This is a genomic window from Faecalicatena contorta (assembly GCF_001404335.1).
GTDB lineage: Bacteria > Bacillota > Clostridia > Lachnospirales > Lachnospiraceae > Faecalicatena > Faecalicatena contortus_B.
Genome location: NZ_CYZU01000034.1, coordinates 44,865 through 58,449 on the forward strand (window position 1 = coordinate 44,865; position 13,585 = coordinate 58,449).

Consider the following 13,585-nt stretch of genomic DNA (forward strand, 5'->3'; position numbering starts at 1 on the left):
TCTATTGTACCTTATTTTACAGCCTGCTGCAAACCCGGGAAATACTCCCTTAGCCTTTAACGGCGCCCGCGGTGAGGCCTTTGATAAAGCTCTTGGAACCGCAGATGAACATGATAAGCAGCGGAATTGTTGCAAGGAGCAGGCCGGAAAGCTGCGCGCCGTAATCCGTACGGTAGGCATTGGCCAGGCTCTTGATAAAGATCGGTATCGTGTTAAGGCTTTCGTTGTTAACAAATACAAGCGGTACCAGGTAGCTGTTCCAGGACCAGAGGAAAATTAAAAGGCACAGTGTAAGTACACCCGGTCTGATACAGGGGAACACCATTCCAAAGAAGATCTTCAGTTCTCCCGCTCCGTCAATTCTGGCGCTTTCAACGATCTCCATCGGCATGGAACCATTGATAAACTGTATCATCCAGAACGCACCAAATCCATTGGCAAACCACAAAAGGATCATGGGCCATAATGTCCCGGTCAGGTGCAGTGTCCGCATCTCAATCATATATCCGATGATACCGATCTGTGTCGGCACCATCATGGTCAGCATAATAAAATTCATCAAAGCTTTTTTAAACTTAAAATCATAGACAAGCATGGCATACCCAACCATAGCACTTACCAGCACACAGACTGCCATGGAGACTACGGAGATAAAAAGGCTGTTTCCATAGGACTGCAGGAAGTTGGACTGAAACACGGTCGCAATATTCTTCCCAAAATAATCAGATGGCAGAAACGGCATGCTTTGGAATATCTGTTCCGTTTTGTACGTTGACATTGTGATCATCATGTAAAAAGGAAACAGTGAAATAAATGATATAACGGCTAAAATAACATAAGATAATGAACTTGATAACTTTTTCATTTATTTCGCCTCCTTTTTATTCATCAGCTTCATGCCAACCAGTGATGTGATTACGATAATAATAAAGAGTGTTGTCGCAACAGCAGAACCGTATCCCAGTCTTGCAGTGGATCCAAATGCCACGTCATAAAAGTTCCACACCATCGTCAGGCAGGATCTGTCCGGTCCACCGATGACACTCGTTGTAGAGACGTTGAACATCAGGTTTGGCTCGTCAAACAGCTGAAGTGCATAAATCAGGCTGGTGATCACAATGAATATTGTGATTGGTTTTAAAAGCGGCAGCGTAATCTTAAAAAATGTTTTTACCGGACCTGCGCCGTCTACCTTTGCCGCCTCGTATATATCCTCTGAGATAGAAGTAATTCCCGCCAGATAGAGTGCCATATAATATCCGGTCGTTTTCCAGATAATCATAAATCCGATAACCAGCGGGGCGAATTTGGCATTGCCGAGCCAGTTGATCCCCTCCCCTCCGAAAAATGAGAGAATCTTGTTTATAATTCCTGTATTCCAGTCAAAAAGAAACGTGAAGATCAGGCCGATTGCAACCGGTGTGGTGATGTAAGGCAGAAAATTAATTGTCTGAAATACATTACGGAATTTTTTCAGGTTACTCAAGAATGCTGCCAGCACCAGGCCCAGGAAGATGGACAGCGGGAATCCCAGCACCATGATATACAGCGTATTCCCCAGTGATTTCCAGACCGTCTTGTCCTGGGTAAAGATGCGCACATAATTGTCCAGTCCGATAAACACTTTGTCGCCAATTCCGCTCCAGTCATGGAAACTTAAAAATACAGAGTACAGAATAGGGAACAAGTTAAATGCCAGAAAGAAGATGATGAATGGCGCCACAAAAAATAACGGCCATAAGATTGTATATTTTTTATTGCCTTTACTGTTCATAGATATTTCTCCTTACATTTTGCCGACATGTCTCCTGCCGGCGGGCTTAAAAAACGGAAGGGTGTCCGTTTCGGGAAAGCACTCTTCCGTTTCACTTCCATTTTGCTTATTTTACCTTAACGTCACTGTCCGTAATACGGTTTGCACATTCCTCAAGGCCCTTATCAATCAGTGCCTTGGTATCCAGACTTGAATCCGACATCACCGCGTTTGCCAGCAGGTCACGGATATCGATGACTGTCTGGTCGTAGATTGAAGGAGTCGGGATGACGATGCTCTGTGCGATTTCTCCATATAAGAAACCACCTACATCCTGTCCTGCAAAGAACGGATCTGCTCCTGACGCATAGGAAGCGTCTTCATAGAATTCTTTTGTTGGTACATAGTAGTCTGTTGCTTCTTTTGCAGTGTCAACACCGCCCTGCTCCAGGAATGCCCATTTTAAGAATCTCCATGCAGCATCTTTCTGTGCATCTGTGCTTGTGTTTGTAATACCTACGGAACATCCGCCGCAGCTGTAACCGCCTGTAGCAGGCATCATCAGGCCCCAGTTACCTTCGCCGTCAGGGTCATTGGCCTTGATGTAGTAAGAGATAGCCCAGTTCGGACAAGGATAGAACAGGTGCTTGTCATCTGCATATGTAGCGTTTGCCTGTGGAGTACCATTTTCAAATGTATCCACAACCTTGTTGTCTCTCATCTTAACAAGCGTGTCCATAACCGGAGTCATCTTTTCTGTAAAGTTTACGGTATCCCCTGTCTGAAGCTCTGTGCTGTCTGCAAAGTACAGCCACTCAGCAACAGCGCCGCTGGAATGGAACAGGTAAGCATCTCCGCCTGATTTTTCATTAACTTCTTTGCCTTTTGTAATGTAGTCGTCTGTTGACTGGAACAGTGCTGCCAGCTCTTCCGGATCATCTGTTCCAAAATATTCTTTCGCAAGATCTCTCTTGTATGCAATTGCTGACGGAGATACTGACTGCTCAATACCGATCAGCTGTCCGTCGTCTGTCATTGCTCTGTCTTTGATAAAGTCAAAGAAGATATTCGGATCCACATTGTATGGGTCTGAGGTCAGATCCTCGAACACACCCAGTTCTTTGTAGTTTGCAATCAATGTACAGCTCTGCTGAACCATGGTCGGAAGCTCTGATCCTGAAGCAATTGCCTGCTGGATCTTTGTAAAATAATCGCTGTATGCAACATTGGTAGCCTCAATCTTAATATCCGGGTTCTCTTCCATGAACTTTTCGAACATCGGCTCATACCAGTTCGTGTCCCATCCCCAATATGTAATAGTAGTTACATCACCGTCTGCTTCCTGCTTCGTGTCTTTGCTGCCGGAGTCACTCTTTGCAGTATCTTCGGAATCACTCTTTCCGCACCCTGCCAGCATTCCAAGTGCCAGAACAGCTGTCATAGCCATCGCAGTTACTCTTTTCAGTTTCATAAATTTTCCTCCTTGCCCTCATTTAATATGGGATTTCTTTTGTTAAATAAAGATTAACACGTCCGTAAATATTTGTTCATTGCAAATTTCTTTCATTTTGTTAGAAATCCGAACATGTGGTATTTTTTCTGTAAAGGGGTCTGACCCCTTTGCAAAAAGGCCGCTCCTTTTGAATCCGTCGGATTTTCTCACCTGCACAGAATCTCCCGGATCGCTCTGTTTAAAGGCCAGTTGGAATAAGCGCTGACCTGCACCATAAACAAGAATACTGTCTGCTTCTTTCCATCCACGGCCATATACGCGCCTGCCCAGCCGTCCCAGCCGAATTCCCCCTGTTTTCCTCCAATGGGAGAAGCATTTTCATCCAGCAGCACCCGCATTAGATTGCCGTACCCGTATCCCTTCATATGTTCAAAATAAATGGATTCTGTCTGCGTTTCCCCCAGTTGATTCTGCATAAACTGTTCCACGGTTTCCGCTTTCAGGATCCGAACCCCGTCCAAAATCCCCTGATTTGCCAGCATCATACAAAACCGCGCACTGTCATCCGCCGTGGATAACAGCCCCGCCCCTGCAGATTCAAAAGCCGGCTGCTCCAGGCACTTTGTAAGTCCCAGGGTCCGTTCCTCTTCCACCGCCAGCTTCACGCCATTCTCCGTCTCTTCCTGCCGGTACAGCTGGGCAAGCCTGCCCCACTTTTCCCGCGGCACATAGAATCCGGTATCCGCCATACCCAGAGGCTCAAAAATCTCTTTTTTATAGAACGCTCCCAATGTCATCCCCGACACTACTTCTATGACAGCCCCCAGTACATCCGCACAAAGCCCGTACCGCCAAGCACTTCCCGGCACATTGGCCAAAGGTTTTTCCGCGATCTTTTTCACAACCTCCCTCGTACTATACCCCGCACCATCTCTGATATGCGCATGAATATCCTCAAACAGTCCCGTCATTTCCTGTCCGGCCGCATCCTCATCCGGATATACAATCCCAGCAGTCATATTCAAAAGCTGCCTCACCGTAATGGTATACGGAGTCTCATCCCCCAGAACATACATCCGTTCATATTCCGGCAAATACCTGCAGACCGGAGCATCCAGGTCCAGCAGCCCTCTCTCCGCCAGAATCATCACAGCCACAGCAGCCACAGGCTTGCTCATGGAATATAGCCGGAAAATCGTATCCCGCCTCACAGGCCGGGCCTCTTCCCTGTCAGCCATACCATAAGTATCCACAAAAACTTCCCTCCCCTTCTCATAATAACCAATCAGAGCCCCCGCAAAATGCTCCTTCTTTATCTCCTCTTCCATCAGGCTGCGAAGCCTGTACCCGATTTCTTTTTCTTCTTTACAATCCATAAAAAACGCCTCCTTTTCCCCTAAACCTGTTGCGACAATGAATTTCCAAACACGCTTTAGCATAACGCCTTACCGCATTGCCGTAAAGTAAAAAATCCGCGCATAAAGTATAAAATACGGAAATAGTGAACGAACTTTGGGAATGAATGGATGGGGGCGCGAAGTAAAAGGTGAGGCGGGGAAGCTCCGGGGAGGGGGATGCCATTTCCAGATCCTGTCCGTTTGCTAAGAACCCGTAAGAGAAAAAACAGAAAACAGGGAGGGTGCTTGCCGCAGTTGGCCCGAATGCCGATGCATTCGCGCCGCCGGCGGCAACAGAATTTGTTTTGGAAAACAAATTCTGCCCTCCCTGTTTTCTGTTTTTTCTCTAACGGGTTCTAAAGCGCACTCTATGGACTTAGAAATGGCATCTCCCTCCCCGGAGCTTCCCCGCCTCACCTTTTACTTCGCTGGGCGCATCAAGTCGGTTGTGTTGATTCGCTTCCCGGAGGGATACCTAATACGGGGGCAGCGGATTTGGACTGGCTGCAGGTGACTGTATCCTATACTCCACATCCCATACGCCGCCGGTGCCTTCCAATCCGGTGTGGTTTTTATCTAGTGGCAGTAGGCAAACGGACCGCAGCGAAAAAGGGGCATGGAAGTTTCCCGCTGCGGCAGGAGACACGGCCCGCACAGGCGTCCTCCCCTCCTCTAAATCCCCGCCTCCGCTTTAATAATATCAACGTATCGTTTTGCTTTTTGGGGATCGTTATTTATTGTATATACGTCTCTTTGTGTGATTTCCAGTTTACATCCTTCGGATGCTTTCATCGTTTTCCGGATGCTTTCTCTTACTGCTTCCTCGTCCAGCACAGTTCCCACTCCAAGGTAGTTCGGGGACGGCTTCCTGTGGAAAATAGTTTTACTGCCTTTAAGCCGTTCTCCCATGTATTCTTCGTTACACCATGGTGAAATAGACACTTTTCTAAGATTCTCCAGTTTTGAGATGCAGTTTTCCCAGATCGGATCCACCGGTTCACAGCAACCATAGGACAGAAGGCCGTATTGTTCGGATATTTTCTTATAACAGGGGAAGATAAACTCTTCAAACATCTCCGGTGACAGACCTACTGTCTCCTGGGAATCCATGAATCCCCAGACATCCCGCGTTGTAAGCGGACGTATTTTTGCTTCTTCTTCCCCCGGCAGTTCACGGTTGTAGCACCAACTGCCCTGCCCCAGACTCTCGCCTCCGGTTGTCGGCAGAATCAGGCGCTTTTCTTCCAGCATCCGGTAGTAGGCAAGCGTATCGTCTGCAATACGGTTCATCATTTCTTTGAAAAGTTCCGGATAGTCATAGATATTGAACATCATATTTTCCATCTTCATAAAATGAACTATCATCTGTGTTGGCACGCTGTAGAGGCAGTCCATCTGCAACCTAACCGGCAGGATATCTCCAAACACTTCCTCCAGCGCCTGTTTTTTCAACATGGTCGACTCCATATCTACCCCGTAGTCTGTTTCCTGCAGTTTCTCGTAGTCATCTTCCAGATCTTCCACAACCGAAATGAATTCATGTCCGACAGAACCCACACTGTTGTGTTTTTTTATTGGAATATTGAATAAAGTAAAATGGGTATCGTATGGCATCGGATAATAATCCGGGGTTACACGATCGTCGTCAAACAGTTCCTGGTTCAAAAAATTGCAGTACAGTTTTGTCTCTACGTCTCTGGCAAATTCGCCCTTGCACTGCAGGCGCTGGGGAATGATTTCCTGCGCAAACGTCCACATCTCCAGATGAATCATAGGGCGTTTCCCCTGCAGTGAATTGTGATCCGTCCACTCCCTGATTCTATTTTTATTTTTTTCAGTCTGAGAGTATTCATACTGCTTTTTAGCCAGTTCTCTCAGAATTATTCGGTCGTTCTTATCAATCGCATATCTTTGCATACTACCTCTCCTTTTTTGTCCCGCCTGCCGGTATCCCGTACTGCGTAATGTTTTTACGGTTTTCTTTACCGTTTCATCTTACCCTGTTCCCTCGTTTCTGGCATTAGATTTCTTTGCCCATTTATATCAAAAAATTGCTCTGCATAATCTTGACAAGTTTTTACTCAGATCCTATAATTAGCAAAACAAATCCGCTATTGTTACATTGAGATTTAGCAGAATCCAGAAAGGCAGAGCATATGAGCCATTCATTTAATGAAGGGGTTTCCCCTAATTCCACAATTTATTTTCACACGACCATGAATTGTATTCCTGATTTTTTATATTACCCCCTATGTATCGGACATTTTTACTGCAGCGCCGGATATAAAGTTGACAGAACAAGTTATGACAGTTTTCTGCTTCTGTATACAAAGAGGGGGAAAGGTACCATTAACGCAGGCGGAATTACCAGAGAGCTGCATCCGGGCGAAGTATGTCTTCTGGACTGTTACTGCCCCCATCTATACCAGACATCCGAAGTGTGGGAACTGGAGTGGATTCATTTTGACGGCGGAAACAGCCGCGCTTTTTTTGACTATTTAAGAAACGATATGCCATTCTTCTATACACTTCTGGATAGTCCGGCCCAATTAGAAGCCATATGGAACCGTTTATATGAAACGCTTTTAAAAAAGAACAACATCAATGAGCTGCTGATCTCCCAGGACATCTCCCAGATACTCACTCTTCTCGGACTTTCAAAGGAACGCAGGGAAAAGCAGAAAACTGCATCTGATTTTATGGATATTTCATTGAAATACATTCACCGCCACCTGGACGAAGACATCTCGCTGAATGCACTTGCTGCCCGTGTTTCTCTGAGCCCATTCTATTTCACAAGGAAGTTTAAAGAAGAAACAGGATATACCCCTTACAGATATATCCTGATATCACGCATTAACCTTGCAAAATTTTACTTAAAAAGCAGCCGGGATACGGTAAAAAATATAGGATTCAGCTGCGGCTTTCACAGCGAACACAGCTTCTGTACTACCTTTAAAAAAGAGGTTGGCGTAACGCCGACTGAATACCGATACCGTTCAGAATAACTTAATCTTTGCCTTTTTCCCGTGGACTTACGGCAGAGAGCTTTCCGCCATAATACGGGACCAGTTCTCTGCAATTTCCATAATTCCTTCCACTGAAGGATGTACCAGATCCTCTGATATAAACTCTTCTCTGTTTAATAGTTCCAATCCGTCCGTAAAGATCAGCTTATTAGACGCATATTCCCTCACTATTTCCCTGTAAACTTTTATAAGTTTATTGTCAATATAATTGTTTCCAAAGATATTTGTACAGTATATTCTTCTTGAATCCGAAGCCAATACTTCGATGAATTTTTTTACTCTATCCTCAAAAAAATGTGTGGAAAACCTGCCGTCTGTCATGTTAATCCCCAGTTCTACAGAGGCAAAATCCCAGTCTTTTCTGCTGACAATGTACTCTGCCATCTCCTGTTCCAGAAGTGCAGTTCCCGCAAATCCCAGATTCAGATAATCTGTCCCCAGCCTGCGGGCGATCTGAAAGGGATAGGAGCAGGGCGCAGACAATGCCAGGCTTCCATGGGTGATAGAAGAACCATAGGCAAGATATGTCCTTTGCGGCAGTTCCGATTTCTGCGGCGGCTGTATATCCCCAATTATTTCTTTAAAATAGCAGGTGCCGTATGGCAGTACGATCCTTACGATTTCGGGATGGAAGGGCAGCCTTTTTTTCTCTGTAAGTGTCTTCAGCAGCTCTATATTTTCAGCCTTTTTAATTTCAATTGCAGTACCTTCCTCTGTAAGTGCAACGGATGACTTCTGCCATCCCCCCTGAAAGGAACCATAATAAATAAAAGCAGTCTGGGCCTCAATATCTTTCTCCGCGGACAGCGTTATTTTTACAGTATCACTTTGCATCCTGAATCTGATTTCCACTCCTGTGGTAAAACGGCAGGAGCCGTTTCGCGCCCCTTCATTTAGTTTTTCCGATACAAAAGAAGGAATACGCTGCATTGCATACCCCTTCCTGCACTCTATGATTTCCTCCACATTATGAAATTCCATATTTTTGAATATCATTGCTGCTGCCTCCTCTCCCATTGTGTTTTCACTTTAACACTGCCGTATAAGGAAAGGAATTACAAGATCCGAACAAATTTTATAAATAATGCACATAAGCTTTGTACCCCGGTTGTACAGCAGTGCATTAATCTTTCAGTAATAAGTGCCTGATATCTGCGTCAGAGTTGTGCCTGCTTTCACGACGGATATCGCACTTTTACTTGCTTATGTTATTGTCACCGTCCTCTGTTTTTTTACCGTTATGTTTCTCGTCCATACTGCCGGAACGGAATCCTTCCAAATCCAGCGCAGCATACCGAAATCCAAGGGTTCTCATATACTCCGATATCTCTTTATGGTGCTGCAGCGCCTGCCCCAGGGCCGCCTCATCCACCTCAATGCGGGCAACATCTTCATGAACCCGCAGGCGTACATTGTAAAATCCCATGGACCGGATGTACGCTTCCCCCAGTTCCGCTGCTTTCATTTTCTCCCTGTCCAGTCTGGTTCCATAGGGAAAACGTGTCGCCATGCATGGAGATGCCGGACGCTCTGCCACAGAGATTCCGTAAGCAGCTGCCAGTCTGCGTACTTCTTCTTTCGTCAGCCCCGCCTCTGCCAGCGGACTTTCTATACCTAATTCACGAATTGCCCGGATACCCGGGCGGTACATGCCAAGATCATCTGCATTCGTCCCCTCCATTATGCTTCCCACCCCCAGCCGGGAAACTTCTTCACGTATTTTGGTGAAGAGGAGTTTTTTACAGAGATAGCATCTGTTTTCGGGGTTATACTCTATTCCCGCTTCCTCAAGTTCATTTACACAAAGGACTATATGAAACGCACCAGTTTCTTTTGCCACTTTTTCAGCTATTATTAAATCATTTTGTGTGTGAAGTTCTGTTTGTACCGTTACTGCATAAATCTTATTTCCCTGCTTTTTGGCACACTCGCATGCAAGTTTCAGAAGCAGGCTGCTGTCCGCTCCGCCGGAAAATGCAACGGCAGCATCCTCTCCGCAGTATTTTTCCATTGCCGTAAACAGAACTTTTTTCCTTTTATCCAGCAACATGTTCTGCGCATCCTCATACATCTCCATCGCACTCCCTCACAATCAATCGGTAAACATCCTGCCATGAAAGTCCGCTTTTCCTGCTCAGCGCAGCCACGCTGTCATGTTCCGGGTATATCCTTTTTCCTGATGGAAGCTCACAAATCTTTACAGCTGCCCGCCCCAGAGAAGTCACCACCTCTTTTTGCTCTCGTTTCAGAATTGAGCGCTCCATCTTTATCCTCCGGATTCCAATGGTCGTTGTTTCCATAAACATAATCTCTTCCAGCTTTGTGATGTCTTCTTCTGCGCAGATAACATTAATCTGATACGCCGGACGGTTCTTTTTCATATAAATCGGAGTAAAATATACATCTTTTGCTCCCAGCTCCAGGAGTCTCTGCATTACAAAAGATAATGCCTCTCCCGTACAGTCATCTATATTACTTTCAAGTTTATATATACAATCTTTATGGTCCTGCTCCGCCTGAATCAACATCGCCCGCAGCAGACTTGGCCTTTCATATGTCCTTTTCCCAGCTCCCAGGCCGGTCTTCAGAATCGTAAACTTTTCCGGAAGCCGGTCTTTCGTTCTGACCGCTGCTGCAATGGCCGCGCCGGTGGGTGTCACAAATTCACCCTCCATATCATGAATACGAAGCGTCAGGGCATATTTTTCCGCAATGGCCGCAACAGCAGGAACCGGAACAGGTATCATACCGTGCTGACAGCGGACAAATCCGGTTCCTTCATTCAGGACCGGGACAATCACCTCTTTTATATCCAGATTATCCAGACATACCGCCGCTGCAACAATATCCACAATCGAATCCACGGCGCCAACTTCATGGAAATGCACCTGGTCAATAGAAACTCCATGAGCTTTTGCCTCAGCCTCTGCCAGAATCTCAAAAATACGGACGGCTGTGTTTCTGGCATAATCACTGAGGTCTGCCTGTTCTATAACCGCCATGATATCTGCCAGCCCCCGGTGTTCGTGTATATGCTGATGAGAGTGGTGTTGCACATGACTATGTTCGGTTCCATGCACATGATTCCCTGCATCCTTCCCGTGCAGATAGTTCATATCATGATCATGGTTCTCATGTTCTGCATCCAGATGAACTGAAAAGTCACATGCAGCCAGACCACTTTTCATAACCCGGCTGATTTCCACCCTATATCCGGGCAGCCGCAGACTGTTGAGCGCCTTTCTCAGTACTTCCTGGTCAGCGCCCAGATCAAGCATCGCTGCTGTAAACATGTCGCCGCTTATTCCCGAGGCACATTCTAAATACAATTCCCTGCTCATTTTCTCTCCCCCAATCTGTTAATCTGTGTAGCGATATATCCCGCCCCATATCCATTATCAATGTTCACAACCGCAATTCCATTCGCACAAGAATTAATCATAGTAAGCAGAGCCGACAATCCATGAAAATTAGCTCCATAACCTACAGACGTGGGAACCGCTATCACCGGTTTATCCACAAGTCCTCCCATGACACTGGCCAGGGCCCCCTCCATTCCTGCCACGGCAACCACACAATTTGCACGCTGAATCACATCCAGACGGGACATCAGCCGGTGAATGCCGCTGACCCCCACATCATAGATACGTTCCACCCTGCTTCCAAAATACTCTGCGGTCTGTGCCGCCTCCTCAGCCACAGGAATATCTGCCGTACCTGCTGTACAGACAGCAATCCTGCCAACATGATCTTTTACTTTCTTCTCTATTTTCATAATCCGGGAGATCGGGTCATACTCAAGTTCGGGCAGTGTCTCCCGCAGCAACTCAAACTGTTCCGCTGAAGCTCTGGTGCCAAACACCTCCCCCTCTTCCTCATATAATTTCTGATAAATATGAAGCAGATGTTCCGTATCCTTACCACTGCAGAATATTACCTCTGGAAATCCTGAACGCAGCTTCCTGTGCGTATCCAGCTTAGCATATCCCAGTTCCTCAAAAGGCTCACGGCGAAAATACTGCTCGGCTTCCTCCACAGACACTTCCCCACTCTTCACTTTTTCCAACATTTCATGAGCATCCATCAACATCTCCTCCTTAAACCACCCGAGTCGTCCATCGGGTACAGTCCCAGACTTCCTGGACGATATCCTGGTAAAATTCGGGTTCGTGACAGATCAGCAGTATTGTTCCCCTATATTCTTTCAGCGCCTCTTTCAGGGCCTCCTTCGCCTCCGCATCCAGATGGTTGGTAGGCTCATCCAGCATCAGCACATTTGTCTCCCGGTTGATTAGTTTGCACAAACGCACCTTCGCCTGCTCCCCGCCACTCAATACCCGGACCTGGCTCTCTATATGCTTCGTAGTCAATCCACATTTTGCCAGCGCGGATCGCACCTCATACTGGGTAAATGAAGGAAATTCACTCCAGATTTCTTCAATACATGTTGTCTTGTTGTTTCCGTCTCCCTCTTGTTCAAAATATCCGACAGAAAGATTCTCGCCCAGCTCGCAGCCTCCTTTAAGCGGCTTTACAAGTCCCATGATGCTGCGGATGAGGGTGGTCTTTCCAATCCCATTGGCACCGATCAGAGCAATCTTCTGCCCTCTTTCCAGAGAAATATCGAGTGGTTTTGACAGTGGTTCATCGTATCCGATTACAAAATCTCTTGTCTCAAATATATATTTTCCCGGCGTGCGCCCTTGTTTGAAGTGAAATTCCGGTTTCGGACGTTCTGCCGCCAACTCTATGACGTCCATTTTATCCAGCTTTTTCTGACGGGACATGGCCATATTTCTTGTAGAAACCCTAGCTTTGTTACGGGCAACAAAATCTTTCAGCTGGCTGATCTCCTGCTGCTGCCTCTTGTATGCCGCCTCAAGCTGGGACTTTTTCACCTCATAAATCCTCTGGAAATCTTCGTAATTCCCCACATAGCGGTCCAGGCTCTGATTCTCCATATGGTAAATAATATTGACAACCTCATCCAGAAAAGGAATATCATGTGAGATCAAAATAAATGCATTCTCATATTCTGTCAAATACCGTTTCAGCCAGTTAATATGTTCCTCATCCAGATAATTCGTCGGCTCATCGAGCAGCAGGATATCTGGTTTCTCAAGCAGGAGTTTACCCAGCAGAATCCTTGTCCTCTGTCCGCCGCTGAGATCCGTCACATCCCGGTCAAGGCCCAAGTCCAGCAGTCCCAGAGCGCGTGCCACTTCCTCAACTTTGGCATCAATGACATAAAAATCGTGCAGAGTCAGTGTATCCTGAATCGTCCCCAGTTCCTCCATCGAACTCTCCATCTCATCCGCATCTACCTCTCCAAGACTTTCGCAGATACGGTTCATCTTCTCCTCCAACTCAAAGAGATAAGAAAATGCTGATTTCAGGACATCCCGCACCGTCATCCCCTTTTCCAGAACCGTATGCTGATCCAGATAGCCAACACGGATATCCTTTGCCCACTCAACCTTGCCTTCATCCGGCTGTAGTTTTCCAATTACAATATTTAAAAATGTAGACTTTCCTTCCCCGTTGGCACCTATCAGGCCAATATGCTCCCCCCGAAGCAGCCGGAAAGAAACATCCTGAAAAATAGCACGGTCTCCAAATCCATGGGAGAGGTGTTCAACATTTAAGATACTCATACAAAATCTCCTTTACATTCTCTATTTCATGTACTCCTCAGACACCCCGCTACCTTGCGGGCTTAGCAAAACGCTCATAATACCTGCTGGACTCTTCCCTGTTTAATGATAAGCCCCTGATTAACTTATCCATGATTATTTCTTTGCTGTATCCTTCTTCTGAAGTGTACCCTTTGTCAAGGACAAATTTAAGAAGAAGGGATAATATGTTGTTACTATTCACAGTCGATTAGGGCATGACAAATAGAGCGGGTGTCATTTCCGCTTGATTTTTCATATTTGAATCGACTTTCAAAGAG

General features: G+C 46.2%; 12 protein-coding genes. 1 reads left to right on the forward strand and 11 read right to left on the reverse strand.

Translation table 11 applies throughout. The annotated features are described in order from the left end of the window. Positions 1-49 precede the first annotated feature (49 nt). The 6 genes from ARB69_RS16280 to ARB69_RS16305 all read right to left on the reverse strand — a co-directional run bounded on the left by ARB69_RS16280 (position 50) and on the right by ARB69_RS16305 (position 6,520). Positions 50-865, reverse strand: coding sequence for a carbohydrate ABC transporter permease (locus tag ARB69_RS16280; protein WP_050638810.1), 816 nt, complete (start codon positions 863-865; stop codon positions 50-52). After that, positions 866-1,774, reverse strand: coding sequence for a carbohydrate ABC transporter permease (locus ARB69_RS16285; protein ID WP_050638811.1), 909 nt, complete (start codon positions 1,772-1,774; stop codon positions 866-868). It lies immediately after the preceding gene. A 106-nt stretch (positions 1,775-1,880) separates the two neighbouring features. Continuing rightward, positions 1,881-3,224 (reverse strand): ABC transporter substrate-binding protein, encoded by a 1,344-nt coding sequence (locus ARB69_RS16290; protein WP_055154305.1) that lies wholly within the window; start codon positions 3,222-3,224, stop codon positions 1,881-1,883. A gap of 188 nt (positions 3,225-3,412) precedes the next feature. Next, positions 3,413-4,582 carry a serine hydrolase domain-containing protein gene (locus ARB69_RS16295; protein WP_055154307.1) on the reverse strand — a complete coding sequence of 390 codons (1,170 nt, stop codon included), beginning with the start codon at positions 4,580-4,582 and terminating at the stop codon, positions 3,413-3,415. Continuing rightward, positions 4,572-4,919, reverse strand: coding sequence for a hypothetical protein (locus ARB69_RS16300; protein ID WP_055154309.1), 348 nt, complete (start codon positions 4,917-4,919; stop codon positions 4,572-4,574). Before ARB69_RS16300 ends, ARB69_RS16295 begins: the two co-directional genes overlap by 11 nt. 356 nt (positions 4,920-5,275) lie before the next feature. After that, the gene (locus tag ARB69_RS16305; RefSeq protein ID WP_050638876.1) at positions 5,276-6,520 is read right to left on the reverse strand and encodes a hypothetical protein; all 1,245 of its coding nucleotides are present in this window, start codon (positions 6,518-6,520) and stop codon (positions 5,276-5,278) included. A gap of 239 nt (positions 6,521-6,759) precedes the next feature. Here ARB69_RS16305 and ARB69_RS16310 point away from each other — a divergent pair, with 239 nt between their 5' ends. Then, positions 6,760-7,611, forward strand: a complete 852-nt coding sequence (locus ARB69_RS16310; protein ID WP_050638877.1) for an AraC family transcriptional regulator — start codon at positions 6,760-6,762, stop codon at positions 7,609-7,611. Between the two features lie 27 nt (positions 7,612-7,638). Here ARB69_RS16310 and ARB69_RS16315 read toward each other — a convergent pair whose 3' ends face one another. The 5 genes from ARB69_RS16315 to ARB69_RS16335 all read right to left on the reverse strand — a co-directional run bounded on the left by ARB69_RS16315 (position 7,639) and on the right by ARB69_RS16335 (position 13,286). Next, positions 7,639-8,628 (reverse strand): GDSL-type esterase/lipase family protein, encoded by a 990-nt coding sequence (locus ARB69_RS16315; protein ID WP_242857619.1) that lies wholly within the window; start codon positions 8,626-8,628, stop codon positions 7,639-7,641. 199 nt (positions 8,629-8,827) lie between these two features. Then, positions 8,828-9,703: an ATP-dependent sacrificial sulfur transferase LarE gene (larE, locus tag ARB69_RS16320; protein WP_242857620.1), complete on the reverse strand. Its 876-nt coding sequence runs from the start codon at positions 9,701-9,703 to the stop codon at positions 8,828-8,830. Beyond that, a complete protein-coding gene (larC, locus tag ARB69_RS16325; protein WP_055154313.1) occupies positions 9,696-10,973 on the reverse strand; it encodes a nickel pincer cofactor biosynthesis protein LarC in 1,278 nt (425 codons plus the stop codon). The genes larE and larC overlap by 8 nt, the downstream gene beginning before the upstream one ends. After that, positions 10,970-11,716 (reverse strand): nickel pincer cofactor biosynthesis protein LarB, encoded by a 747-nt coding sequence (gene larB / locus ARB69_RS16330; protein ID WP_055154315.1) that lies wholly within the window; start codon positions 11,714-11,716, stop codon positions 10,970-10,972. Before larB ends, larC begins: the two co-directional genes overlap by 4 nt. Before the next feature lie 13 nt (positions 11,717-11,729). Next, complete coding sequence (locus ARB69_RS16335) at positions 11,730-13,286, reverse strand: ABC-F family ATP-binding cassette domain-containing protein (RefSeq protein WP_055154317.1); 1,557 nt, start codon at positions 13,284-13,286, stop codon at positions 11,730-11,732. Between the last annotated feature and the right edge of the window lie 299 nt (positions 13,287-13,585).

Excerpts from the sequence above, each read along its gene's own strand:
- larB (WP_055154315.1), bottom strand. The coding sequence starts at position 11,716 with ATGGATGCTCATGAAATGTTGGAAAAAGTGAAGAGTGGGGAAGTGTCT.
- ARB69_RS16305 (WP_050638876.1), bottom strand. The coding sequence starts at position 6,520 with ATGCAAAGATATGCGATTGATAAGAACGACCGAATAATTCTGAGAGAA.
- ARB69_RS16290 (WP_055154305.1), bottom strand. The coding sequence starts at position 3,224 with ATGAAACTGAAAAGAGTAACTGCGATGGCTATGACAGCTGTTCTGGCA.
- larE (WP_242857620.1), bottom strand. The coding sequence starts at position 9,703 with ATGTATGAGGATGCGCAGAACATGTTGCTGGATAAAAGGAAAAAAGTT.
- ARB69_RS16295 (WP_055154307.1), bottom strand. The coding sequence starts at position 4,582 with ATGGATTGTAAAGAAGAAAAAGAAATCGGGTACAGGCTTCGCAGCCTG.
- ARB69_RS16280 (WP_050638810.1), bottom strand. The coding sequence starts at position 865 with ATGAAAAAGTTATCAAGTTCATTATCTTATGTTATTTTAGCCGTTATA.
- ARB69_RS16310 (WP_050638877.1), top strand. The coding sequence starts at position 6,760 with ATGAGCCATTCATTTAATGAAGGGGTTTCCCCTAATTCCACAATTTAT.
- ARB69_RS16335 (WP_055154317.1), bottom strand. The coding sequence starts at position 13,286 with ATGAGTATCTTAAATGTTGAACACCTCTCCCATGGATTTGGAGACCGT.
- larC (WP_055154313.1), bottom strand. The coding sequence starts at position 10,973 with ATGAGCAGGGAATTGTATTTAGAATGTGCCTCGGGAATAAGCGGCGAC.
- ARB69_RS16315 (WP_242857619.1), bottom strand. The coding sequence starts at position 8,628 with ATGATATTCAAAAATATGGAATTTCATAATGTGGAGGAAATCATAGAG.
- ARB69_RS16285 (WP_050638811.1), bottom strand. The coding sequence starts at position 1,774 with ATGAACAGTAAAGGCAATAAAAAATATACAATCTTATGGCCGTTATTT.